The organism is Mannheimia haemolytica, assembly GCF_004342115.1.
GTDB classification, from domain to species: Bacteria; Pseudomonadota; Gammaproteobacteria; order Enterobacterales; family Pasteurellaceae; genus Mannheimia; species Mannheimia haemolytica.
Genome location: NZ_SMAC01000011.1, coordinates 37,120 through 62,273 on the forward strand (window position 1 = coordinate 37,120; position 25,154 = coordinate 62,273).

The window sequence follows — 25,154 nt, forward strand, 5'->3', positions numbered from 1 at the left end:
CCATTTCTGAGATTGGTTTCATTTATTAATCTTAAGCGGTAATTACTTCCAAACCACCCATATAAGGTCTTAACACCTCAGGCACAGTAATAGAGCCATCGGCATTTTGGTAGTTTTCTAACACAGCGACCAGTGTGCGACCAACCGCTAAACCTGAGCCGTTTAAGGTGTGAACCAAGCGAGTTTTCTTGTCGCCTTTAGCTTTACAACGTGCAGACATTCGGCGGGCTTGGAAATCCCACATATTTGAGCAAGAAGAAATCTCACGGTAAGTGTTTTGTGCCGGTAGCCAAACTTCTAAGTCGTAGGTTTTTGCTGCACCAAAGCCCATATCACCAGTGCAGAGTAGCACTTTGCGGTATGGCAAGCCTAAAAGCTGTAAGACTTTTTCTGCGTGACCGGTTAATTCTTCTAAGGCTTCCATTGATTTTTCAGGGGCGACAATTTGCACCATTTCCACTTTTTCAAATTGGTGCATACGAATTAAACCACGAGTATCACGCCCATAAGAACCGGCTTCCGCACGGAAACAAGGGGTGTGGGCGGTATAACGCAGTGGTAAGCTGTCTTCATCAATGATTTCATCTCGCACTAAGTTCGTTACTGGCACTTCAGCGGTTGGAATCAAACCGAATGGGCGTTGCACCTCGTTTGGATCTTGCCCTGTTAATGGTTGAGTATGGAATAAATCTTCGCCAAATTTTGGTAGCTGACCTGTGCCGTATAGAGTGTCGTGATTGACTAAAAATGGCACATTGGTTTCCACATAGCCGTGTTGTTCAGTGTGTAAATCCAACATAAATTGAGATAATGCACGGTGTAAGCGGGCAAGTTTACCTTTCATTACCACAAAACGGCTGGCGGTTAATTTTACACCGGCAGCAAAATCTAAACCGTTTAAGTTTTCGCCAAGGGTAACGTGATCTTGAACTTCAAAGTCGAATTGACGTGGTTCGCCCCAACGTAATACTTCTAAGTTTTCGCTATCGTCTTTACCGAGTGGTACTTCATCTGCCGGTAAGTTTGGCACAGAAAGCAACAACTCACGGATTTCTGCCTGTACTTTATCCAATTCTACTTTTGCCGTGTCTAATTCGTTGCCCATTGAATCTACTTCGGCTAATAAAGCTGAAATATCTTCGCCACGAGCTTTTGCCGCACCGATGTTTTTGGAGCGAGTGTTGCGTTCTGCTTGTAAGGTTTCGGTTTTAACTTGTAGCGTTTTACGCTGTTCTTCAAGGGTTTTTACTCGCTCTACATCTAAAATAAAATTACGTTTGATTTTAAGAGCTGTAGCAACGTCTTCTAAATTGGTACGAAGTAGGTTTTGGTCGATCATTGTATGTTCCTTAGTTTAAATTTGTGTTTCACTCTCTCCCTTTATGGGAGAGAGACCGAAAAATATTTCGTTCAGAAATATTTTTCAGAGAGAGGGCAAGCGTTGTTTTTCCTTGAACTTTTACAAATCCCCCTTTCCCTGAAAAATTGCTGAACGCAATTTTTCTGTCCCTCTCCCACAAGGGGAGAGGGTAATTATTCATTTAGCCACGATTGGCGTTTTTCATAATACGCTGTTTAGCCACTTGCCATTCACGGTCTTTAATATCTTCACGTTTATCGTGCAGTTTTTTCCCTTTGGCTAAGCCGATTTTTACTTTCACCCACGCATTTTTCCAATACATTGAGGTGGCAACAATGGTATAACCTTCACGATTAACTTTACCGAACAGTGAGTCTAACTCACGTTTATTCAGTAGAAGTTTGCGGGTGCGGGTCGGGTCGCTGACAATATGGGTTGATGCCATATTCAAAGGCGTAATCATTGCCCCGAATAAGAAGGCTTCGCCGTGGCGAAAGATGACATAGCTATCGCTGATATTGCCTTTTCCGGCACGCAATGCTTTGACTTCCCAGCCCTGTAGCTCTAAGCCGGCTTCAATTTCATCTTCAATGAAATATTCGTGTCTGGCACGTTTATTTAACGCAATCGTATTTGATGCAACTTTAGGTTTTTTTGCCATAATTTGTGTTTATTAATAAAAAATTAGTCACAATTTTACTTGAAATAACCTTGTTAGTGAATGATAAAAGCAACAAGCGGTTGAATTTGAGTAAAATTTTGCAAATATCAGGATAATTGCAATTGGATTGTTTTGCCGGTTTTTGCAACAAAAGTGACTAAGGTATCTAGGGTAAACTTTTCTAACTTGCCATTGACCATATCAGAAATTCGAGGGCGGCTAACACCTAGAATAGAAGCCGCTTCTGATTGTTTGAGATTATTTTTATCAATCCAGTTGCTCATTTCATTCATTAGCATCAGTTTAGTTTCAATCAGTTGCTGACTGGCAGATTTCAATTTTTGAGCTTCATCAATAGGGAAACCAAGATCTTCAAAAACATTACCCTGAGCTTCTGTAGTATGGCGAATTTTAGTATCAATATTATTCATTTTCTAACTCCTTTACGGCAGCATAGCGTGCTTTAATGACAGCAATGTCTTTAGGGGCTGTTTTTTGCGTTTTCTTTTGGAAAGCGTGTAAACAGTAAATTGCATCTTTAAATTTAGCTAAATACACTAAGCGAAAAGCCCCTGAGGGATCTTTTACTCGAATTTCCATTACGCCTGAACCCAAATTTGCCATCGCTTTAAAATCCCTCGGTAATAAGCCTTGCTGAACTAAATCAAGATCAAAACCGAGTTCTCTTTTAATGTTATCCGGAAATTCACGAATATCATCTAAGGTTGATCCAACCCAGTGAATTGGTTTTCGTTGGGAAATTACAGTATTCATAATGTATAAAATTTTATACCTTTAATGGAAATATGCAACAAGATTTTACTCAAACATATCCGCCAATAAAAATTGTAGCACCGAATCCATTCTGAAGTGTGGAATCGCTTGGCTATAATCAAGTTGCTTGGGCTCGAATTGGTCGAATTCAAAACGGTTAAATTGCCAGTAATTTTTATCGGGTATGCGACTTGGCACGCTGCCAGGGTAGAGTGTCACTTGTTTTCTATCGCTGGAACGGATCCCTCTTATCGCTTTAATGATTTTATCTTGCTGAGTCACTTTCACCGCATCGGTTGCTTGAATCGAGGAAATGGCTAAATAGCCGGTTTCGATACCATCAAATTCTGCGTGTCTTCCCCCTTCTTGCACTAATTGTCGCATTAGGCTTTCCAAATTCGGCACTTGGTCGCTAGTAATGTGATCTGCCTTTGTTGCGATAAATAGCAATTTATCAATGTTGGACGAAAACAGACGGTGAAATAGCGAACGATTGCCATAATGGAAATGTTTAAACAGTTGCTGTAACCCTAATTTCATTTCCATAAATTCGTTATAGCCATAATTTAACGGTGTGAGGCAGTCTGCCAAAATCACTTGGCGGTCAAATTGAGAGAAGTAATCTTCATAAAACGGTTTGACGATTTTTTTCTGGTAATGCTCATAGCGTTTTTTGAGGGTATGGAAAATACTGTTTCTGTCGCTTTGTTCCAACTTTTCCCACTCAGCTTCGCTTAAATCTAATAACGGAAAAAATTGGAATACCGGTGCACCTTTGGCATTTTCAGTTGGCAACACAAATCGCCCCGGCTGAATATATTGCATTCCTTGAGCTTTGCAGGCGAGCAAATAATCGGTGTATTGTTGGCTGAATTCTGCCAGTAAATTTTCATCGGTTTTTGCAAAAAGATCGAGTTTTTTAACCGCTTGTAACCAAGGTGTGGCAAGCTCTGCACGCTCATCTTTATGTATGGTTTGTTGCGTTTGCGACCATTCTTTATAGGAAAGGGAGAGCAGGGGTAAATCTAACAGCCATTCGCCCGGGTAATCGAAAATATCCAAATAAAGCGTGCCGGTTTCTTTAATATGACGTAGCAGAGAATGTTGCCGCTGGTAGCGAATCGCAAGGCGAATTTCGCTAATGCCAGTGGTGGATTCAGGCCATTGAGGTGGTTGATTTTCAAGGCTTTGGCGGTTTTTATCATATTCAAAGCGGGGAATAGTTAAATCCCCTTGCTCAACGCGTTTTACCGATAGAATTTGCCCGTGGCGTGCAGGCGCAAACAGGTTTAAATGCGAATTACCGCCTTTGTTGATATGCAAAAGCTGATCAACCAAGCTGGTAATAAATGCCGTTTTGCCACTACGGCTTAAGCCGGTAACGGCGAGGCGTAAATGGTTGTCGAGTCCACGCTGGACAAAGTTATTCAGTTTATGGTGAATTTTTGAAAACATTTTGCAAAATTTATTGATAAAATAACCGCTTGATTATACAACGTTGCAGGGGCGTGTGAAATGGAAAACCAAAAACAAGCAGAAATCGAACTGAAAATAATGTTGGAACAGCAGAATGTGGCGTTAGTGGAAAACTACTTGAATCAAACCTCGCCATTCCCTGTGCTTGCTCATCAAACGGAATTGTTAGGCAACACCTATTATGATACGCCCGAGCAATTTTTTGCCACGCAAAAAATGGGGCTGCGGGTGCGTTCTGTGAATCAACAATATGAAATCACGTTAAAAACACAAGGGGAAATTGTAGGCGGTTTGCATATTCGTCCGGAATATAATTTAGCTTTACCCAATAGCCAGCCGGATTTTCAAACATTAGTGGAAAAATACCAGTTGCCGTTTGAAAATTCAGAGCAGATTGCAGAAAGCTTGCAAGCGATATTCAGCACCGATTTCACTCGTAAAACTTGGTTGGTGCAAGTGGGGATGTCTGACATTGAGGTAGCGTTAGATCAGGGCATCATTAAAAATCATTTTGGTGAAGAGCCGATTTGTGAATTGGAGTTTGAAATCAAGCAAGGAAATCTAGGCGACTTATTTACTTTGGTTGAGGCAATGCCAAAAGCGGATGGGATGTGGTTGAGTAATTTAAGCAAAGCCCAGCGGGGTTATTTGCTCGGACAAGCGGTTAAATGGGAGCAGAAAATTGCAACTGCAATGGATGGTGAAAACAGTGAAAAATTAACCCAATTATTAGCTGATTTTATTTGTGTCGGCAATGAAAGCTTGGAAGTGCTGGTACGTTTTAATCAATGCACTCAGCAACAATTTAGCAACTGGCAACAGGCGAGAGCCTTTGTGAAGAGTAAAGATTATTTGCTGCACAATTTAACCAATTTAAAAACAATGATTTAGCAAAAAGCCACAGGGTGTTACTCTGTGGCTTTTAGGTTATTTTACAATTTCAAATTCTAAACCTTTGAAAATGTGATCGTTAATTTGAATTTCCATTTTGTATTTACCGACAGGGTCAGTTTTATCAAAACCCCAGCAACGATTTAATACTTGATTATTTGCAAGGTTTATTTCAGTAATGATAGTATGATTTTTCTTGTCTGCAGAAGAATTAATTTTAGAGCCGGGAGAAGCTAATTTCATTGCAGCAGGGGCATAGAAAGCTTCTGCAATAGTAACTTTATTTTGTACAGGAAGATTAATACTGTGCCAGCAAAGCCTTGTTTGTTTTTTGCTAATAAAGAGCTTATTTCCCTTAATAGGTTTTGCAATTTTTTCACTTTCATCAAAAACCTGTAGCACGACTGCAGGTTTTCCTTCTGCCGGTAAATCTTTAGTGACTATTTTTTCAGCGGCAGCAAAGCTATAGTGGGAAGTTATTGTTAGGGCAAGCACTGTCCATAATTTATTCATTGTTTGATTTCTCCAATATTTGATATTTGTCACGTAATTGATTAGCAATAATTTGAATTGCCTCTCCGGCACTGATGCCTTGTGCCATCAGTTTTTGAATTTCTTCTACTGCGGCTTGTTGTTGCTCGTGTGTCAATGATAAAAGTGAATTATCCATTCAATCCTCTTTTTTGTCTAATAATATTGAGTAAAGTTCCAGTCAAAAAATGCAAAGAGGCGTTGCCATTGCTCATCAAGCGATGCAATTATCTCTATTTTTTGCAAATTTTTCGGGTGCTGAAATTGCAATTTATGGGCGTGTAACATTAAACGACTTACGCCTGATTTTTCAACTAAAGCACGGTTTTGGTGTAAGTCGCCATATTTGCTGTCTCCCATAATCGGGTGGAACAGGTGTTTCAGGTGGCGGCGAAGCTGATGTTTCCGCCCGGTTTTAGGGCTAAGTTCAACCAAACTATAACGAGAGGTTTGGTGCTTGCCGACAGGGTAAGGCATTTCAACCGTTGCTAAGCCTTTATAATCAGTAATCGCCGCTTGAGCCTCTTTTTCCTGAGAAAATTTATCCGCAATTTTATCTAAAATCACTTTGAGCGGATAATCAATTTGTGCCGAACCTTGTAAATAGCCACGCACCACCGCCAAATAAGTTTTTTGTACTAGGTGTACTAGGTGTTGTTCAAACTGCTCGCTCATTATTCGGGCGGTTTCGCTGTTGAGAGCAAACAGCAATACACCTGAGGTTGGGCGGTCAAGGCGGTGAATCGGAAAAACGTGTTGCCCGATTTGATCCCTCAGGGTTTGCATTGCAAACACCGTTTCGTGTTTATCTAACCAAGAACGATGCACCAACACTCCGGCAGGTTTGTTGATGGCGATAAGCGAGTTGTCTTGGTATAAAATATCTAAGGTCATAATACATTAAGTATAATTTATCAAATCTCTATGATGGCGCAAGCGTCCTCGCTTGTGCCAAATTTTGATTAATTAACCGTTAAAATTAGTACCAGCGTGGACGCTGGCACTATCAACGAATTTGTCAGATTAATAAAAGAACTGAGAGAGAAGTTAATCTTTCAACAACTTTTCCAAACCTAATAGCGGTTCACAAATCGCTTGTAAATAACCTTCGTTTTTCAATGCCTCTTCTAAATAAGGGGTGATTGCAAAATTGCGAGGTAAATCGGCATTTGCATCTAAAATGGCCCGCATTCTGGGAATAAAAATCCATTGTAGCCATTGGGTTGGGGTTAAGGTTTCCACGCAGAAAGGTTGCTCATTGGCTAAGGCTTCAGGGCTTGGTGGTGTCGCCTCCCAAAGTTGATTAACTCTCAGGGCGATTTCTAAATAAGATAAATGCTGTATAACTTGTGATTTCATTTTAGTTTTGCTTGTGAAATGAGACTTTTTCGGGTAAAAATAAGGGCAGATTTTACCATTCAAACCGATTTCGCTCTAGGAATTTATATGCAAAACATCGTTCAAGATAACGCTCAACCAAACCAACCGACGATTTTACAAAAGATCGTACAAGATAAAGCCATTTGGGTGGCACAAAAAGAGCAAGCCTTTCCGTTAAGTGAATTTCAGCACAAAATTGTAAAAAGCGACCATGATTTCTATGCGGCTCTTGCCAAAGGCACACACCAAGAACCAGCTTATATTTTAGAATGTAAAAAAGCTTCACCGTCAAAAGGGTTAATTCGTGCTGAGTTCGATTTAGACAGTATTGCCCAAGTGTATAAAAATTACGCTGCGGCGATTTCGGTTTTAACCGATGAGCAATATTTTCAAGGCGATTTCCGTTATATCGATCAAGTCAAACGCCAAACCACACAGCCGATTTTGTGTAAAGATTTTATGATTTCGGCATACCAGGTTTACCTTGCCCGTTTTTATAATGCTGATGCGATTTTATTGATGTTATCGGTGGTAAATGATGAAACCTACCGTGAACTTGCCACACTGGCTCACGAGTTAGGAATGGGCGTTTTGACTGAAACCAGCACGGAGGCGGAATTTGAACGTGCCTTAGCCTTAGGGGCGAAGGTAATTGGCGTTAATAACCGTGATTTGCACACGCTCACGATTGATATGAACCGCATTGTGCGTTTGGTGGAAAAATACCAAGCTCAAATTCCGGCTGATGTCTGTTTGATTTCAGAATCGGGTATTAACGATCACCAGCAAGTGAAAAACATTAAGCCGTATGTTCATGCTTTTTTAATCGGCAGCAGTTTAATGGGAAGTGCCGATCTCAATAATGCGGTGCGGGCGGTGATTTTTGGTGAAAACAAAGTGTGTGGCTTAACCCGTGTGCAAGATGTGAAAGCGGTTTATGAGCAAGGGGCATTATATGGCGGTTTAATTTTTGCCGAAGGCTCGCCTCGCCAGCTTTCACTTCGCCAAGCCCAAGAATTGGTGGTGAATGCACCGTTGCGTTATGTGGGGGTGTTCCAAAATCAAGCGGTCGAATTTGTGGAAAAAATGGCAAAACAGCTTGAGTTATTTGCAGTTCAATTGCACGGCTCGGAAGATGAGCAATACATTGCAGAACTGGCAGAGAAATTAGGTAGTAAAACTCAAATCTGGAAAGCCTTATCGGTTGATGTTGAGGTTGAAAATCTAGAATTTAACGATAATCCACAGATTGCTCGTTATGTATTAGACAGCAAAGTAGGCAATCAGCAAGGCGGCACAGGCAAAACCTTTAATTGGGCGTTGATTCCAGAAACCTTAAAACAAAAAGCGTTATTGGCAGGTGGCATTGGCACTGAGAATATTGAGCAAGCCCTTGCTCAAGGCTGTGTCGGGTTAGATTTAAATTCTGGCGTGGAAAGTGCCAAAGGCGTAAAAGATTTACAAAAATTGACCGCTTGTTTTGGCAAAATTATTCAAGCATAGGCATTCAAAGCGATGGAAATTATGCTAGAATAAAGCCGTTTTAATCATAATTAACAATGAGGATTGTAAAATGGGTACTTTTGGTTATTCAATGCTAACGGTTGTAGGCGCACTTGGTATGATCGTTATTTTTGCCAGCAACATTTTCTAATATTGGTACTATTGAACTGGTTGAAACACGGAAAATCTTGGGGTTTTCCGTGTTTTGTTTTTAAGGGGATATGATGGGTAAACTGACTTTTGCGACACTTACATTTAATGATGCAGATACACCGGTGTCGGAGCAATTTGATGATATTTATTTTTCTACCCAAGATGGTTTGGCGGAAAGTTACTATGTGTTTCAAGAAGGTAACCAACTGTGGGAAAAGTGGCAATCTCACCCGAAAGAGGCTTTTGTTATTGCGGAAACCGGCTTTGGCACGGGCTTGAATTTTTTAGCCGTTGCTGACAAATTCCAACAGTTTCGGGCAGCATTTCCGCAAAGTAAACTAAAACGACTCTATTTTATCTCATTTGAGAAATTTCCTCTGACGGCCAGCCAATTAGCTGATATTCACCAACGCTATCCGCAATTTGCAACATTATCTGAAAATTTAACCGCTTGTTGGCAGCCTCGCCAAATAGGTTGCCAACGTTATCATTTTGAGCAGGTTTATTTAGATTTATGGTTCGGTGAGATTGCTGAAAACTTACCCCAATTAGGCGATCTTTATAGCGGCACGATTGACGCTTGGTTTTTAGATGGCTTTTCGCCTGATAAAAACCTAGAAATGTGGAACGAACAGTTATATCTGCAAATGTTTCGACTAAGTGCCAATGGCGGCAGTTTTGCTACTTTTACCGCTTCAAGTATGGTCAGACGAGGGCTGGAAGCCGCAGGTTTTGCAGTGAAAAAACGCAAAGGATTTGGCAAAAAACGAGAAATGCTTTGGGGCGAGAAACCGTTAGATAGCCAAGTTTCCGAGCATAATTACCCCTATTTTTATGCCAAAAATGAAACCGCTGATGACATTGCAATTATTGGTGGCGGAGTAGCGAGTTTCTTCGTTGCGTTATCGCTGTTAGAAAAAGGCAAGCAAGTCACGCTGTATTGCAAAGATGAAACCTTGGCAATAAATGCTTCAGGAAATTTACAAGGGGCGATTTACCCACAGTTAAGCGATGATGACGAGCGAAATGTACAGTTTTATATCCATAGTTTTGATTATGCATTGCAACGCTTGCAACAACTGAAATCCAACATTGAGTTTGAGCATAATTTAAGCGGGGTAGTGCTTTACGCCTATAACGAGAAAACGGCTAAAAAACTGGAAAAAATGGTGGAGCAGACGGCTGATGACACCTTATTAAAATCTTGTTCACAGGCAGAATTAAGTGAAAAATTAGGTTTAAGCGTGCCAAACAGCGGGGCATTTATTCCGCAAGCTGGTTGGCTTTCACCGGTACAACTTGTTAGAAATGGCTTTACTTGGCTGGAGCAGAAAGGGTTGAAGATTGTACTGAATCACAAAGTTGAGCATTTAACCTTTTCTAATGGAATGTGGCAATGGCAGACGAGGGGAGAAACGGTTCGACATCAAGCGGTTGTGCTGGCAAATGGACATACGTTGAATGAATTTAGCCAAGCGAACGGCATTCCGTTGTATCCGGTACGAGGGCAAGTGAGCCAAATTCCGACTACAAGCGAATTACAAAAACTGAAGTGTGTGCTTTGTTATGATGGTTATTTAACGCCAATGTCAGCCTACGGCACGCATTGCATTGGAGCAAGCCATATTCGGGATAATGCAGAAACCGAGTTTAGTTTATCGGAGCATTGGGAGAATGTTGCAAAACTTCAGCAAAATGTAACCGTTTGTGAGTGGACGCAAGGAATTGATTTATCTGAAAATAAAGCCAAAGTCGGTATTCGTGCGGCGTTTCGTGATCGTGTACCGATGGTTGGGGCAGTGCATCATTTTGAGCAGCAAAAAAGCCAATATGCCAATTTATACAACCAGTTGATACGGAAACAAGCGGTAGAAAATGCTGAAATTTTTACCAATCTGTATATGGTAAACGGCCTGTCTTCTCGAGGTTTGACGACTGCACCACTTCTAGGGGAATTGTTAGCAAGCCTGATTGTGAATGAGCCTGTGCCAATCAGTGAGGATATTTGGCATAACCTTAGCCCAAATCGAGCTTGGATTCGAAAATTGTTGAAAGGTTCGACGGTCGCTTGATAAAACAAACCCCGAATTGATTTCGGGGTTTCGTTTATTAACGAATAATACCACGGGTAGAACGTTTGAAGAATTGTTTAAAAATAGCAATCGCAGGTTCTGTTGCTGCAATTTGCTCAATTTCTACTAGGCACTCTTCCAATGTTTTTCCGCTGGAGTAAATCAGTTTATAGACTTTGCGAATAGCGTGCATAGTTGGTTTATCAAAGCCACGACGTTTTAACCCTTCAAAGTTAATACCAAATGGGCGTGCGTGGTTACCTTGTGCCATGACATAAGGCGGTACGTCTTGGCTGACCATTGAACCGCCTCCAAGCATAACGTGTGAACCAATCACAACGAATTGGTGAATGGCGGACATTCCTCCCACAATCACGAAATCATCTAGGGTAACGTGACCTGCTAGCGTACCATTATTGGCGATAATACAACGGTTACCGATAGAGCAGTCGTGTGCGATGTGGGTGTTGATCATAAATAAGTTATCATCACCGATTTTCGTCACGCCACCGCCTTGTACCGTACCTCGGTGAATAGTAACACTTTCACGAATACGGTTACGATTACCGATCACCACTTTGGTTGGTTCACCTTGGTATTTTAGATCTTGGTTGATTTCCCCAATGCTGGCAAATTGGAAAATATGGTTATCTTCACCAATTTCAGTCATGCCGTTAATGACAACATTTGAGTGAATTTTCGTTCTAGCCCCGATTTTGACATCTTTACCGATGACTGAAAATGGACCAATTTCAACGTGAGCGCCAATTTCAGCACCTTCTTCAATGATGGCAAGCGGGCTAATTTTTGCTGTTGAATCAATTAGACGCATAGTTTGTTCCCTCTAGTTTGGGCTTATATCGAATTATTTACGGCGAGCGCACATTAAATCTGCTTCACAGACTAATTTGCCATCAACGTATGCTTTACCGGTAAATTTAGTAATACCACGTACTTCTTTAAGAAATTCAACCTCAAGTTGAAGTTGATCGCCCGGCACAACCGGTCGCTTAAAGCGAGCATTGTCAATTGCGGCAAAATAGTAGAGTTCGTCTTCACTTAACTTACCATAAGTGGCAACGGCTAATACGCCAGTTGCTTGAGCCATTGCTTCAAGAATCAATACTCCTGGGAAGATTGGTGCGCCAGGAAAATGCCCGGTAAAACAAGGTTCATTGAAGGTTACATTTTTAATGGCTTTTAACCATTTCCCTTCTTCATAATCGGTTACGCGATCAACTAACAGGAAAGGGTAGCGATGCGGTAACATATCCATAATTTCGGTTACTTCAATAATATTTGGCTCACGATTTTCAGTTGTCATTTCTGTCACTTTAAGACCTCTAATAAAATTAATCGTTAAAACGTTTTTCAAGTGATTTTAAACGTTTATTCATTTCATCAATATTCATCACTAATGCGGCAGTTTTACGCCACTCTTTATTGGTTTGTAGCGGAATACCTGATGAGTAAATTCCTTTTTCTGTAATTGGGCGCATAACCATACCCATTCCGGTAATTATGGCACCATCACAGATTTCCATATGACCGTTGATAACACTTGCTCCACCAATTTGGCAAAAGCGACCAACTTTTAGACTGCCTGCCATAATGACGCCGCCGGCAACGGCAGTGCCAAAACCAATGTGTACATTATGGGCGATTTGGCAAAGGTTATCAATAATCACATTATCTTCGATTACGGTTGGATCTAATGCACCTCGGTCAATACAAGTGCAAGCACCAATTTCAACACGATTACCGATAATCACACCACCGGTTTGTGGGATTTTAATCCATTGCCCTTTGTCATTCGCATAGCCAAACCCATCACTCCCGATAACCGTTGAGGATTGAATCAAGCAATCAGCTCCGATTTGTACATTGTGGTACACCGAAACATTTGCCCAAAGTTGGGTTCTTGCCCCGATTTTACTGTTTTTTCCCACAAAACAGCCTGCACCGATCACGGCATCATCGCCCAATTCTACGCCACTTTCAATCACGGCATTTGCCCCTACCGATACGTTATTACCCAGTTTAGCTTCAGGTGAAATCACCGCACTTGGGTGGATTTCGCTCGCTGCTTTCGGAGTAGAATCCATATATTGAGCCAGTTGAGCATAAGCAACATACGGATTGGCAACGATGATAAGATTTTGATCTGCTCGGCAAAATTCTACATCTGCCGGGCTGACGATAATAGCTCCAGCATTGCAAGCGGTCAAATTTTCCCGATATTTTGCATTTGAGATAAAGGTAATTTGCGAGCTGTCGGCTTTATCTAAAGCAGCAATACTTTGAATAGCCAAATCGGCGTTACCCCTAAGAGTACCGCCGATATGCTCCGCTAAATCAATTAAACGGAAATTTGCCATTATTTTTTCGCTTCTTCTGGTTTAGTTTCTTCAGCTTTGGTTTCTTTTTCTGTAGCTGGTTGAGCTTCAGTTGCAGGTTTTTCTATTTTAATTTCCGGATGTTTTTTAACAATAGCATCAAGTACTGCTTCAGTAATATCTTTACCTTCATCTTCAGCATAAAGTGCTACTTGTGGTTGTAATACTAAAGTGTAACCTTTCGATTTTGCGATCTCTTTAATGGTTGCATTTACTTCATCAACCGCTTGTTTTTGCGCTTCTTGTGGGTTAATGCCACCATTTTCTTTATTTGCTTGTTCAATACGTTTTTGGAATTCATCTGCACGTTTCTGGAAGGCTTCTGCTTTTTTTGCAAAATCAGCTTCACGTTTTTGAATTGCTGTTACTTTAGCTTGGAATGCGTTTGCTTCTTTTTGAATCGCATTTTGACGTGCTTGAATCTCTTTTGAACGTAAGCGAGGCGCATCTTTCTCTAATGCTGCCACTTTTTTCTTGATAGAAGCTTCTACATTTTTTTGTTCATTTTGTAATTTTTGCGCATCTTCATTAATTTTATTGCGCTCAGCCGTTAAGGTTTTATTTTCATCTGCTAATTTTTTTTCATCAGCAGCAAATTTTTCTTGGCTTTCTTTCATGAATTTATCAAATTTTGCCGAAGCATCTAATAATACAGGGTGGTTTTGTAATACATAGCTTGGATCTACGAAACCAATAGTATCTGCAGCATTCGCGATTCCGGTTGTAGAGGCTAAAGCTACGGCTAAGCCAGTCATTTTAAATAATTTTTTCATTTGTTTTCCTTGTATGAACAGTTTTGAAATAAGCGGCTAAGTTGCAAATTTTTTACATTTATTAACCGCTTGTGGTTAATTAGAATGAACTACCAATGTTGAACTGGAATTGTTCAATATCATCATTATCATATTTACGAATTGGTTTCGCATAAGAGAATGATAATGGCCCGATTGGAGACATCCATTGGAATGCAATACCGGCGGAAGCACGGAAACGTTTGAAATCACCATAGTCAGGCAAGTTCGTATATTCATCTTTCTTCCATTTTGTATGCCATGCACTTGCAGCATCAACAAAGAGAGATGTTCTTACATTGTGCTGATATTTTTCGCTCACAAATGGCGTTGGTGTGATTAATTCCAAGCTTGCCGCAGCTAACGCATTACCACCGATAATATCATTCTTCATGCTATCAAATTTACCGGATTTTGTATTATAGTAAATTGCTTGAGGCCCAATAGCACCGTAAGAGAAACCTCTTAGTGTACCAATACCTCCGGCAGTATAAAGCTGATAGAATGGAACTTCTTTACCACCAAATCCATTAGTATAAGCAATGCTAGCTTTCGTTGAAATTACCCATTTGTGCTCACGGTTTAACGGGTAATAATTTCTAAAGTCTGCACTGACTCGGTAATATTTATTGTCAGAGCCTGGAATTGTAATTTTACCGCCAATATTTGCAGTAGTTCCTTCAGTCGGGAAATAGCCTCTATTCAAGCTGTTGTAGTTCCAACCGAGAGAAAAATCAAAATCGTCCGCTTTGATTTTTTTGTAATAATCGGTAGCTGGATCGAACTCAAAATTCATTGATTTTACATATTTCTCACGAGTGTACTCACGTGCTGCATTTTTAATTTTATCGTGCGTATAGCCTAAACCTAAGTAGTATGAGTTATTTTCATTTACCGGGAAGCCTAATGTGCCGTTAATACCATAGGTTTGGCGTTTATATGAAGCCACTGAATCATTGTCTGAGTTATCATAATCTTCATAGAAAATATTACCGCCTAAACTTACACCATCTTTAGTAAAGTAAGGTTCGGTATAGCCTAGGTTAACGCTGGTACCGTAGTTATTACGGGTACCATTTAGACTGATAGTTGACCCCATACCTAAGAAATTATCTTGTTTAATTCCTGCTTGATAGCTGATACCGTTTTCCGTGCCGTACCCGATACCAAAGTTAATACTACCGGTATTGCGTTCTTTAATTTTATACACTACATCAACTTGATCGGCTGTACCTTCTACATTTGGCATTGACATATCAACACTTTCATAGAAACCGGTTCTTTCTAAACGAGCTTTACCTAGAGAAGCTTTGTTTGTGGAAAGCCAAGCACCTTCTTGTTGGCGCATTTCACGACGTAATGTTGAATCTGCAGTGACACCATTACCTTCAAAACGGATTTTACGAACATAAAGACGACGACCGGCATCCACAACAAAACTGATTTTTACGGTTTTATTTTCTTCATTAAATTGAGGATAAATATCTACTTTAGCTGAACCATAACCTGCGTCCCCTAAAATAGATTTAATCTCTTCTTCAATTTGTGTAAGGTCTGATTTACGGAATAATTGACCAGGCTTGAATTCTTTTAGTAGGGCGTTGAGCTGGCTATCCATATTGGCTGTATTGCCGATAATGCGCATTTCACTGACATGGTACTGTGACCCTTCATCTAATTTATAGGTCAATGCAACTTCCGTTTTATTATCATTGAATTGAACATCGGTATCTTGGATAGCAAATTTTGCATAGCCACGATTTAAATAAAAATCTCTTAATGTTTCTAAGTCTTTTTGATAGGCGGTTTGTTCGAATTTGCTACTTTCAAAAATATTCCACCAAGAAACATCAGGTTGAATATCTAAGTTTTCTAATAATTTTTTATCAGAGAAGGCATTATTACCTTCAAACTTAATTGTTTTGGCTTTAGCAACTTCACCTTCATTAATCGCTAACTTAATATTAACGCCACCTTCGGTGTTATTCGCAACAGATGTGTCAATTTTGGCTTCATAACGGCCGGTAGAGTGATAATGTTCGATTAGTCCTTCTTTAAAAGCTTCAAGCTTGGCAGCATCAAAAATTTCACCTTGGTTAATTAAGTTTGCCTTTAAATTTTGCTCTAAGGCATCTTTAGGAATCGCTTGGTTACCTTCGATCTCTACCTTGCCAATAATCGGTTTTTCAGCGACTTTGATGACAAGCGTATTGCCTTCTCGTGTTGCACGAACATCTGCAAAACGTTGTTGGCTGAATAGATGGCGGACGACATTAGATACGTCAGTATCCGTTGCTGTTTGACCTACTCTAACCGGAATAGATGAAATGATAGATTCGCCTGTTGTAGGTTGCACACCTTCAACACGAATGTCTTTTACTACGAAAGGTGCAGCAACTACACCGTTTGCAATTAAAAGAGAGGAAAGTAATAATTTTTTCATTGAAATTATCCTATGATCGTTTTGCAAAATTATTAAGAATATAGTGTAAATCCATATTATGGATTTTGATGTCAGGGTGCTTTTTGCAAAAAAGTCACCTTTTTTAACCGCTTGTTAAAAGTGAATTATATCGTTGGCAAAGGCGAATAACATTAAACTCAGCACGAATGCAAATCCAATTTGTTGGAATTTGAGTTGTATTTTTTCTGATAATGCTTTTCCACGAATTGCTTCAACAGCCAATAAAACAAGTTGCCCACCATCTAAGGGTAAAAGTGGAAATAAGTTCATTACCCCCAAATTGACACTGATTAGAGCCATAAAACTAAGGTAATAAACTAAGCCGATTTCAGCTGTTGCACCGGCTCCTTTTGCCATTGAAATTGGCCCACCTAAATTTTTAATGGACAAATCACCGCTTATTAAATTACCGATAAATTGGAGTATGGTTTGGGTAAGAGACCACACTTTTTCGATACTTTTATAAAATGCGGTAAGAATATCATATTTTAATTCGGTACGATATTTATCTGCAAGAGGCTCATAACTTGGTATTACCCCGATAATATAGCGTTCGTCTTTTTTTTCTGGTTGGACGACAAGGTCTTTAATCTGACCTCGTTGTTCAATTTTAAGTTCAATAGGTTTACCTGCTTGTACCAGTTCAACTAAATTGAACCAATTAAATGGCTGCTGGTTAATTTGAAGAATACGATCACCTGCTTGAATACCCATTTGGCTTGCAGGAGAATTTTCGACAACTTGTTTAATTTCAGCGGTGACTTTTGCACTTTTGGGGCGAATACCTAATGCGGTTAATGGGTTTTCTTTGGCTGAGTCAATACTCCAGTTAGATAAATCGAGTTCATATTTTTGTGTTGAGTTGCCGTTGATATTTCCCTCTAACGGTACATTTTTATTGCCCACAAAACCAACTAGTGCTAAAGATGCACTTTCCCAATCTTGGATAGATTGATGACCGATTTTTGTAATTTCCAATTCGGTAGGAATTCTTGCTTGGGAGGCGATAGTGTTTGGTAAAATTTCCCCAATAACAGGTTTAACAGTTGGAATACCGGCAATAAAAACGACCCAGTATGCCAAAATCGCAAAAATAAAATTTGCAGCAGGACCGGCTATAATAATAAATGCACGTTGCAATACAGATTTTGTGTTAAGAGCTTGTTGAGCTGGAGCGTTGATATCCGTTTCACCATTCCACATTTGTACATAGCCGCCCAGAGGAATAAGTGAAAAAACAAATTCGGTTCCTTGTTTATCTTTTTTCTTAAATAAGACTTTACCAAATCCGATCGAAAAACGGATCACCTTTACCCCGCATTTGCGAGCAGCCCAAAAGTGCCCGTATTCATGCACAAAAACCAGTACGCAAATTAAAATAAAAAATGCAATGATGGACGTCATATTCTATAGTACAAAAAAGAAGAATGTAGCAAAAAACGGAACGGCAGCGGTTAAACTATCAATACGATCTAAAATACCTCCATGCCCAGGAATTAACTGGCTACTGTCTTTAATGCCTGCTTGGCGTTTAAACATACTTTCTGCCAAATCGCCTAAGACTGAAATAGCAACCGTACCGACCGAAACTAAAATAAATGGGGTAGTGGCTAATGCTTTGCCGAATACATTTGCCGGTGTAAGTTGTAAAAAGGTAAAGGCAATCAAACTAGAGGTGAGTACGCCACCAATTACGCCTTCCCACGATTTACCCGGAGATACTTTTGGGGCAAGTTTTCTTTTGCCAAAGGCTCTGCCAGCAAAATAAGCACCTGAATCAGCTCCCCAAACTAATAAACAGACGTAAAGGAATAAATAAGTTCCTTGGTATGGATCAAATGCATAATTATGGAAACGCAATGCGAGCGTGCCAATTAAAAACGGCACTAAGGTAGCAAGTCCAAATAGGAATTTAGCTGCAACAGATTTTTCCCACAGTTTTGCCGAGTTGGGGTAAGTTGCCACTAGGACAAGGGCAATTAACCACCAAATACAGCCAATAAAGAGGATAGGGGTAGTCTCATCAGTAATAAAACGGGTGGCTCGGATATAATCAGTATTCGCAACGATCGCAAAAAGTAATAAGCAGATTGTCACCATTGCCACAATTGCACGTGGCACAGGGTGTTTAAAGCCGGCAAATTGAGCCCATTCCCACATTGCAGCCACAACAATTGCCGATAACACTAAAGTTAAAGGAAGTGGTGAGAGCCAAAATATGGCAGCCAGCACGGCAATAATCATAATAATCGCTGAAAGTACACGTTCTTTAAGCATTGTATTTCCTTATTCTTTTTATATTAACAACCACCGAATCGGCGTTCACGTTGCTGATAAGCATAAATTGCATCACTAAAAGCCTCATCATTAAAATCAGGCCATAAAACCGGGCTAAAAAACAGCTCGGCATAAGCAATTTGCCATAATAGAAAATTGCTGATCCGCTGCTCGCCACTGGTTCGAATTAATAAATCCACTTGCGGCTGGTTTTCTGTCACTAAATGTTGTTGAAACAATGCTGGTGTAATCTGCTCCACAGCAAGTTGTTCAGATTTAACGTGTACTGCTAGTTGTTGAGCAGCTTGAACAATATCCCAGTAACCACCATAGTTGGCAGCAATGTTTAAGATTAGCCCAGTATTGTTTTCGGTTAATTTTTCCGATTCGGCAATGCGTTTTTGTAAATTTTCGCTAAAGGCGGATTTATCGCCTATAATCTTTAAGCGAATATTATTTTTATGTAATTTTTTAACTTCAGAATCTAAAGCTTTCATAAACAGAGACATTAAAGCTGAAACTTCAGTTTCTGGTCTGCTCCAATTCTCACTGCTAAATGCGTAGAGGGTTAAAACTTGGATATGATGCTTTGCTGCAAAACTAACTGCAGAACGAACTGCCTTTACACCATTCTGATGACCAAAAATGCGTAATTTTCCTTTCTGCTTAGCCCATCTGCCATTGCCATCCATAATAATGGCAACGTGCTTAGGCATATTTTGAGGATCGAAGTTCACAGAATTTTACTCACTAAAATAATAAATTAAGCTAAAAATAGTCGTAACTATACCATAGGATAAGCCAGAGTGGAATTGACAAGCGATGTTTGCAAAGGTTTTATTTAACCAAAAAGCATTAAAGTGAGAGGCTTTAATGCTTAATTAGAAATATGAGGTTAAAAATTGTCTTTTTGCTGACGAAGTGCAATAAATTCGGCTAAATCGACCGCTTGCATAAACGGGTTCACCTGCATTTCCAAGCCAATAGTGGTTGGCAAAGTCGGTTTGTTTTGCGAACGTAAAAGATCAACCTGTTCTTGATATTCCGATAATACACAGCTTGGTGGTAGAACCGCTTCTGCAAATTTCAAATTGCTCTTGGTGTATTCGTGAGCCGGGTAGGCTTTAACCGAGTTAGGCAGATTTTTAAAGCGTTGTAACGCATCAAATTGGGCTTGGTAATCACCGGTGAAAACCCGCCCGCAACCGCCGGAGAATAACGCATCGCCACAAAACAGATAATCATAGCCAAATAAATAACTGATATGCCCTGCGGTATGCCCACCACTTTCAATAATCCTTACATCATAACCAAACAGGCTGATATGTTGTTCAGGCGAGACAATCACATTGGCAAATTCAGCCACTTCTTGCGGACCATAAACAGGGATATTCGGATATTGCTCAACAATACCACTCACCCCATCAGTATGGTCGTGGTGATTATGGGTAATCAAGATAGCGGTTAAATTTAACGCATTTTTTGCAATAAAGTTTAATGCTGGCTGATGTTCTGATGGATCAATAATAATCACATCTTGCCCGTTACGGATTGCCCAAATGTAATTATCTTTTAATGCCGGAATGGGAGTGATCTGGAGCATAACGTTCTCCTGATAGAACTGAAAAAAGGGTGGGGCATTACCAGCCACCCTCGGCACACGGAAATTTCAACCCAGACTGCTTTCTTCCGAACCTGATCAAGTAAGCTGAACACCATTGCGAGGAACCAATAACGCCCCATCGAATTACGCAAGCTTGCGTAAGGCCTCACATTATAGATAAATTTAAAAATAAGACAAGAACGAATTTTGCAAGCGGTTATTTTATGTTAGAAATTTGCGTAAAATAACGCTTGATTCTTTAATTTTCAGGCGAAAATCATTGGCACTCAGGCTATATATTGTAGCGGATATAAATCTAATTTATCCATTAATTGGCGATCATGATCTTCTTCCGGATTTTCTGTAGTAAGTAATTTATCGCCATAGAAAATAGAATTTGCTCCTGCCATAAAACAGAGGGCTTGCATTGCCTCCGGCATAGTAGTTCTGCCAGCAGAAAGTCGGACAAAGCTTTGAGGCATAGTAATTCTTGCTACCGCAATGGTACGAACAAATTCTGTCCAGTCTAAATCTTCGGCATTGGTAAGCGGTGTACCTTCTACTTTAATCAACTGATTAATCGGTACGCTTTCAGGTTGAGGATCGAGGTTAGCGAGGCTTGCAATTAGGCCTGCTCGCTCGGGGCGGGTTTCGTTCATTCCCACAATACCGCCACAGCAAACTTTCAAGCCGGCATTGCGAACTTTACCTAAAGTGTCCATTCGATCTTCGTGATTTCGGGTATGGATAATTTTGTTATAGCGTTCAGGGTCGGTATCTAAATTATGGTTGTAGTAATCCAGTCCTGCTTGCTTTAATTCTTCTGCCATTCCCTCTTCAAGCATACCGAAAGTACCACAGGTTTCTAGCCCCAATGATTTCACCGCATTGATGATTTCTGAGACTACTTTAATATCTTTAGGCCTAGGTCCTCGCCACGCAGCCCCCATACAAAAGCGGCTTGCTCCACGCTCTTTGGCAATTTTAGCTTTTTCTACAATCGTCTCTACATCAAGCATTGTTTGCTTTTCTATTCCCGTATCATAGCGGGCAGATTGGGGGCAATATTCGCAATCTTCCGGACAGCCTCCTGTTTTAATTGAGAGTAACGTTGAAAGCTGGATCGCATTAGCATCAAAATTTTCACGGTGAACTTGTGCCGCTCTAAACACTAAATCCATAAACGGCAGATCAAATAGTTCTTCCACTTGGCATTTTCGCCAATATTGTGCTGTTGGGTGTGGGGTAAGCTCATCTTTGGCTTTCAGCCTTAATTGGAATGTTGTCATTATTGTACTTCTCCTTTATACAAAAGGACTAAACCTCATTCAAGGTTTAGTCCTAAACTAATTTTTTAGCGATTATAACTTATAATTACAACTTATAACTTCGGACCAGCAGCAATTAATGCTTTGCCTTCCTCGTTGGTCGCATATTTTTCAAAGTTTTTCACAAATCTGCCAGCTAAATCTTCTGCTTTAGCTTGCCATTGTGCTTTGTCTTCATAAGTGTTACGAGGGTCTAAAATGTGGGTTTCTACACCCGGTAACGCAGTTGGAATTGCTAAATTGAAGATTGGTAATGTACTCATTTCCGCTTTCTCAATTGAGCCGTCTAAGATGGCATCAATAATACCCCGTGTATCTTTAATCGAAATACGTTTACCTGTGCCGTTCCAACCGGTATTCACTAAATAGGCTTCCGCACCGGCTGCTTCCATACGTTTCACTAACACTTCAGCATATTGTGTCGGGTGGAGTGATAAGAACGCCGCACCGAAACAAGCAGAGAAAGTTGGGGTTGGCTCAGTAATACCACGCTCTGTACCTGCTAATTTTGCGGTAAAGCCTGATAAGAAGTAGTATTTAGTTTGTTCAGGCGTTAATTTAGACACCGGTGGCAATACGCCGAATGCATCTGCCGTTAAGAAAATCACTTTTTTAGCGTGTCCTGCTTTTGACGGCACGGCAATATTATCAATATGATAAATCGGATAGCTCACACGGGTATTTTCTGTTTTTGATTTATCATCAAAATCAATAGTGCCATCTTCACGCACAACCACGTTTTCTAATAACGCATCACGGCGGATTGCACGATAAATATCCGGCTCGTTTTCAATAGAAAGGTTGATGGTTTTCGCATAGCAACCACCTTCATAGTTAAATACGCCGTTTTCGTCCCAACCGTGTTCATCGTCACCAATCAATTTGCGTTTCGGATCGGTTGATAGTGTCGTTTTACCGGTTCCTGATAAACCAAAGAAAACCGCCACATCACCTTCTTCGCCCACATTGGCTGAACAGTGCATTGAAGCGACACCTTTTAATGGTAAGAAGTAGTTCATCATAGAGAACATACCTTTTTTCATCTCACCACCGTACCAAGTACCGCCAATGATCTGAACACCTTCTGTGATATTAAATGCCACAAAGTTTTCTGAATTTAAGCCTTGCTCTTTCCAGTTCGGGTTAGTTACTTGGGAACCGTTCATTACCACAAAATCCGGTTTGAAATCTTTTAATTCTTCTTCTGTTGGACGAATAAACATATTTTTCACAAAGTGAGCTTGCCACGCAACTTGGGTAATAATACGCACATTGATGCGATGCTCAGGGCTTGCACCACAGAAAGCATCAATAATAAATAAACGCTTATTAGATAACTCATCGGTCACTAAGGTTTTTAAACTTTGCCAAGTAGATTGAGTCATCGGTTTATTATCATTTTTAGCTGCATCAGATGTCCACCAGACGGTATCTTTTGTCGTTTCATCTAATACGATATATTTATCTTTCGGCGAACGCCCCGTGAAAATGCCGGTATCTACCGCTACTGCGCCTAAATTTGTTAGGACGCCTTTTTCATAACCTTTAAGATCCGATTTCATCTCTTCTTCAAACAGTTGCTCATAGCTAGGGTTACGCACGATTTCTTTTACATTTGTAATGCCTAAGTCTGCAAGTTCTTGTTCAATACGATTTAACATAGTGGTTACCTCATAATAGTTATAAATTTAAAACTGGGTTGATTATACGAAAATTGAAAAATAAAAAATGTTACATACTTCAAATTTTTGACATTTAGTTTAAAAAAACCGCTTTAAAATACGCATTTGTTTGTTTTATATCAATTTTTCGAATACATTTAGCACTATCCATCGCCTGTTTAAGTAACAAGCGGTAAGATTTTTAGAATTTTTTGCAAATTCAAGGTAAAATCAACCCGCTTAGTTCATTACTATTTCATATAAGAGAAAATAAATGCGTTTATTAATTACTTTTTTTGCCCTATTACTCGGCTTTTTCCAATATAGCTTTTGGTTTGGAAAAAATGGTTGGAGTGATTATCAAGAAGTGCAAGAAGAAATTGCTTTATTAAAAGTAGAAAACACAAAGCTTACTTCACGCAATAAACTAATTGAAGCCGAAATTTACGATTTAAAGAACGGCGTAGATGCACTTGAAGAGAGAGCAAGACTTGAACGAGAAATGGTAAAAGAGAACGAGATTTTCTACCGAATTGTACCAAAAAACAAATAATACATAATTGATATATTATGAAGCGAAAAATTATTGCAGTAATTCCGGCGTCAGGAGTTGGTAGCCGGATGCAAGCAGAAAAACCAAAACAATATTTACAATTAAAGGGTAAGACTATCTTAGAGCATACAGTGTCTATTTTTCTTGAACACCCTCATGTTGAAAAAGTGATTGTAGCGGTGGCAAGAAAAGACCCTTTTTATTCCACATTGGAACTCCTAAAATCCCCTAAGATCCAACTTGTTTTTGGAGGAGAAACGAGAGCAGATTCAGTGCTAAATGCCTTACAGGAAATCAACACTGAAAATGCTTGGGCATTAGTTCACGATGCAGCTCGCCCTTGCCTCAAGCGGTCAGATTTAGATAAACTTTTGCAAATTAACGATCCGCAAGGTGGCATTCTCGCCATTCCAGCGGTAGATACGATGAAAAGAGCAAACGGCACGAAAATCGCACACACAGAAGATCGCTCAACCTTATGGCACGCTTTAACCCCACAATTTTTTCCTGCTCAAGCATTAAAACAAGCATTATCCTCTGCTTTTGCCAATAAGCTTCAGGTAACAGACGAAGCATCTGCAATGGAGCTTGCAGGCTACCAGCCACAATTGGTTTCAGGTAGAAGTGATAATATCAAAATCACTCGCCCTGAAGATTTAGCCTTAGCGGAATTTTACCTTACACATAATTTGGAGAACTAAAATGATACGTATTGGACACGGTTTTGATGTTCACGCTTTTGGCGAAGATAGACCACTGATGATTGCTGGGGTTGAAGTGCCTTATCATACAGGCTTCATTGCGCATAGTGACGGAGATGTAGCGCTGCACGCTTTAACAGATGCGTTGCTTGGCGCAGCAGCTTTAGGTGATATTGGCAAATTATTCCCTGATACTGATATGCAATACAAAAATGCCGATAGTCGTGGTTTGTTGATTGAAGCTTACCGACAAGTGCAAGAACAGGGCTATCAAGTCGGTAACGTCGATGTAACCATTATTGCTCAAGCTCCGAAGATGCGACCGCATATTGATAAAATGAGACAGGTGATCGCAGACGATCTACAATGCGATATTTCACAAGTGAATGTAAAAGCCACTACAACAGAAAAATTAGGGTTTACCGGGCGAGGTGAAGGCATAGCTTGTGAAGCCGTAGCATTGTTACTAAAAAGGGCATAGCTTAGAGAAGTGAGGAAGCGGTCTTATTTTCATTAGCGTTTTGTGCGTTTAGCGAAAAATACGCAATTTTTTTGAGAAATATGACCGCTTGTATTGTT

26 protein-coding genes and 1 other RNA gene are annotated in these 25,154 nt (G+C 40.1%); 6 read left to right on the forward strand and 21 right to left on the reverse strand.

Annotation, left to right across the window (positions count from 1 at the left end; all coding sequences use genetic code 11):
* Positions 1-31 precede the first annotated feature (31 nt).
* From serS to EDC41_RS05395, 5 genes are all read right to left on the reverse strand, one after another.
* Positions 32-1,339 carry a serine--tRNA ligase gene (serS, locus tag EDC41_RS05375; protein ID WP_006248413.1) on the reverse strand — a complete coding sequence of 436 codons (1,308 nt, stop codon included), beginning with the start codon at positions 1,337-1,339 and terminating at the stop codon, positions 32-34.
* A gap of 202 nt (positions 1,340-1,541) precedes the next feature.
* Positions 1,542-2,021: an SsrA-binding protein SmpB gene (gene smpB / locus EDC41_RS05380; RefSeq protein ID WP_006248414.1), complete on the reverse strand. Its 480-nt coding sequence runs from the start codon at positions 2,019-2,021 to the stop codon at positions 1,542-1,544.
* Positions 2,022-2,128: 107 nt separating this feature from the next.
* Complete coding sequence (locus tag EDC41_RS05385) at positions 2,129-2,452, reverse strand: helix-turn-helix domain-containing protein (protein WP_006248416.1); 324 nt, start codon at positions 2,450-2,452, stop codon at positions 2,129-2,131.
* Positions 2,445-2,795 (reverse strand): type II toxin-antitoxin system RelE/ParE family toxin, encoded by a 351-nt coding sequence (locus tag EDC41_RS05390; RefSeq protein WP_006248417.1) that lies wholly within the window; start codon positions 2,793-2,795, stop codon positions 2,445-2,447. The genes EDC41_RS05385 and EDC41_RS05390 overlap by 8 nt, the downstream gene beginning before the upstream one ends.
* Positions 2,796-2,840: 45 nt before the next feature.
* On the reverse strand, positions 2,841-4,250 hold the full coding sequence (locus EDC41_RS05395; protein WP_006251334.1) for a YcjX family GTP-binding protein: 1,410 nt from the start codon (positions 4,248-4,250) through the stop codon (positions 2,841-2,843).
* Between the two features lie 60 nt (positions 4,251-4,310).
* Here EDC41_RS05395 and EDC41_RS05400 point away from each other — a divergent pair, with 60 nt between their 5' ends.
* Complete coding sequence (locus EDC41_RS05400) at positions 4,311-5,162, forward strand: CYTH domain-containing protein (RefSeq protein ID WP_006248419.1); 852 nt, start codon at positions 4,311-4,313, stop codon at positions 5,160-5,162.
* 36 nt (positions 5,163-5,198) lie between these two features.
* Here the strand turns inward: EDC41_RS05400 and EDC41_RS05405 are convergent, their stop codons facing one another.
* The 4 genes from EDC41_RS05405 to EDC41_RS05420 all read right to left on the reverse strand — a co-directional run bounded on the left by EDC41_RS05405 (position 5,199) and on the right by EDC41_RS05420 (position 7,052).
* Positions 5,199-5,675, reverse strand: a complete 477-nt coding sequence (locus EDC41_RS05405; protein ID WP_006248420.1) for a hypothetical protein — start codon at positions 5,673-5,675, stop codon at positions 5,199-5,201.
* Positions 5,668-5,832 carry a YoaH family protein gene (locus tag EDC41_RS05410; RefSeq protein WP_006248421.1) on the reverse strand — a complete coding sequence of 55 codons (165 nt, stop codon included), beginning with the start codon at positions 5,830-5,832 and terminating at the stop codon, positions 5,668-5,670. Before EDC41_RS05410 ends, EDC41_RS05405 begins: the two co-directional genes overlap by 8 nt.
* A 17-nt stretch (positions 5,833-5,849) precedes the next feature.
* Positions 5,850-6,587, reverse strand: coding sequence for a tRNA pseudouridine(65) synthase TruC (truC, locus tag EDC41_RS05415; RefSeq protein ID WP_115262442.1), 738 nt, complete (start codon positions 6,585-6,587; stop codon positions 5,850-5,852).
* A 153-nt stretch (positions 6,588-6,740) separates the two neighbouring features.
* Entirely contained in the window at positions 6,741-7,052 is a 312-nt protein-coding gene (locus EDC41_RS05420; protein ID WP_006248423.1) for a YqcC family protein, read from the reverse strand.
* A gap of 87 nt (positions 7,053-7,139) precedes the next feature.
* Here EDC41_RS05420 and trpCF point away from each other — a divergent pair, with 87 nt between their 5' ends.
* A complete protein-coding gene (gene trpCF / locus EDC41_RS05425) occupies positions 7,140-8,576 on the forward strand; it encodes a bifunctional indole-3-glycerol-phosphate synthase TrpC/phosphoribosylanthranilate isomerase TrpF (RefSeq protein ID WP_032848915.1) in 1,437 nt (478 codons plus the stop codon).
* A 224-nt stretch (positions 8,577-8,800) separates the two neighbouring features.
* Entirely contained in the window at positions 8,801-10,801 is a 2,001-nt protein-coding gene (mnmC, locus tag EDC41_RS05430) for a bifunctional tRNA (5-methylaminomethyl-2-thiouridine)(34)-methyltransferase MnmC2/FAD-dependent 5-carboxymethylaminomethyl-2-thiouridine(34) oxidoreductase MnmC1 (RefSeq protein ID WP_006251332.1), read from the forward strand.
* A 37-nt stretch (positions 10,802-10,838) separates the two neighbouring features.
* Here mnmC and lpxA read toward each other — a convergent pair whose 3' ends face one another.
* The 12 genes from lpxA to pckA form a co-directional block, all read right to left on the reverse strand.
* Positions 10,839-11,633: an acyl-ACP--UDP-N-acetylglucosamine O-acyltransferase gene (gene lpxA / locus EDC41_RS05435; protein WP_006248427.1), complete on the reverse strand. Its 795-nt coding sequence runs from the start codon at positions 11,631-11,633 to the stop codon at positions 10,839-10,841.
* Positions 11,634-11,666: 33 nt separating this feature from the next.
* Positions 11,667-12,125, reverse strand: coding sequence for a 3-hydroxyacyl-ACP dehydratase FabZ (gene fabZ / locus EDC41_RS05440; RefSeq protein ID WP_006248428.1), 459 nt, complete (start codon positions 12,123-12,125; stop codon positions 11,667-11,669).
* A gap of 28 nt (positions 12,126-12,153) precedes the next feature.
* Positions 12,154-13,179, reverse strand: coding sequence for a UDP-3-O-(3-hydroxymyristoyl)glucosamine N-acyltransferase (gene lpxD / locus EDC41_RS05445; RefSeq protein WP_006248429.1), 1,026 nt, complete (start codon positions 13,177-13,179; stop codon positions 12,154-12,156).
* Positions 13,179-13,970 (reverse strand): OmpH/Skp family outer membrane protein, encoded by a 792-nt coding sequence (locus EDC41_RS05450; protein ID WP_006248430.1) that lies wholly within the window; start codon positions 13,968-13,970, stop codon positions 13,179-13,181. The genes lpxD and EDC41_RS05450 overlap by 1 nt, the downstream gene beginning before the upstream one ends.
* Before the next feature lie 79 nt (positions 13,971-14,049).
* Complete coding sequence (gene bamA / locus EDC41_RS05455; RefSeq protein WP_006251330.1) at positions 14,050-16,431, reverse strand: outer membrane protein assembly factor BamA; 2,382 nt, start codon at positions 16,429-16,431, stop codon at positions 14,050-14,052.
* Positions 16,432-16,545: 114 nt separating this feature from the next.
* Positions 16,546-17,856: an RIP metalloprotease RseP gene (rseP, locus tag EDC41_RS05460; protein WP_006251329.1), complete on the reverse strand. Its 1,311-nt coding sequence runs from the start codon at positions 17,854-17,856 to the stop codon at positions 16,546-16,548.
* 3 nt (positions 17,857-17,859) lie between these two features.
* Positions 17,860-18,729: a phosphatidate cytidylyltransferase gene (locus EDC41_RS05465; RefSeq protein WP_006251328.1), complete on the reverse strand. Its 870-nt coding sequence runs from the start codon at positions 18,727-18,729 to the stop codon at positions 17,860-17,862.
* A 23-nt stretch (positions 18,730-18,752) separates the two neighbouring features.
* Positions 18,753-19,466, reverse strand: coding sequence for a polyprenyl diphosphate synthase (gene uppS / locus EDC41_RS05470; protein WP_006251327.1), 714 nt, complete (start codon positions 19,464-19,466; stop codon positions 18,753-18,755).
* A 158-nt stretch (positions 19,467-19,624) separates the two neighbouring features.
* On the reverse strand, positions 19,625-20,332 hold the full coding sequence (gloB, locus tag EDC41_RS05475) for a hydroxyacylglutathione hydrolase (protein WP_006248435.1): 708 nt from the start codon (positions 20,330-20,332) through the stop codon (positions 19,625-19,627).
* Between the two features lie 34 nt (positions 20,333-20,366).
* Positions 20,367-20,464: signal recognition particle sRNA small type (gene ffs / locus EDC41_RS05480), an RNA gene on the reverse strand.
* A gap of 155 nt (positions 20,465-20,619) precedes the next feature.
* Positions 20,620-21,621: a biotin synthase BioB gene (gene bioB, locus EDC41_RS05485; protein WP_006251326.1), complete on the reverse strand. Its 1,002-nt coding sequence runs from the start codon at positions 21,619-21,621 to the stop codon at positions 20,620-20,622.
* A gap of 92 nt (positions 21,622-21,713) precedes the next feature.
* Positions 21,714-23,321, reverse strand: coding sequence for a phosphoenolpyruvate carboxykinase (ATP) (gene pckA, locus EDC41_RS05490; protein WP_006248437.1), 1,608 nt, complete (start codon positions 23,319-23,321; stop codon positions 21,714-21,716).
* A gap of 274 nt (positions 23,322-23,595) precedes the next feature.
* Between pckA and ftsB the strand changes: the two genes are divergently transcribed.
* The 3 genes from ftsB to ispF are packed head-to-tail and all read left to right on the forward strand — an operon-like array spanning position 23,596 to position 25,056.
* Positions 23,596-23,874: a cell division protein FtsB gene (gene ftsB, locus EDC41_RS05495; RefSeq protein ID WP_006251325.1), complete on the forward strand. Its 279-nt coding sequence runs from the start codon at positions 23,596-23,598 to the stop codon at positions 23,872-23,874.
* Between the two features lie 17 nt (positions 23,875-23,891).
* Positions 23,892-24,575: a 2-C-methyl-D-erythritol 4-phosphate cytidylyltransferase gene (ispD, locus tag EDC41_RS05500; RefSeq protein ID WP_006248440.1), complete on the forward strand. Its 684-nt coding sequence runs from the start codon at positions 23,892-23,894 to the stop codon at positions 24,573-24,575.
* Position 24,576: 1 nt separating this feature from the next.
* On the forward strand, positions 24,577-25,056 hold the full coding sequence (ispF, locus tag EDC41_RS05505; RefSeq protein ID WP_006248441.1) for a 2-C-methyl-D-erythritol 2,4-cyclodiphosphate synthase: 480 nt from the start codon (positions 24,577-24,579) through the stop codon (positions 25,054-25,056).
* Positions 25,057-25,154 lie beyond the last annotated feature (98 nt).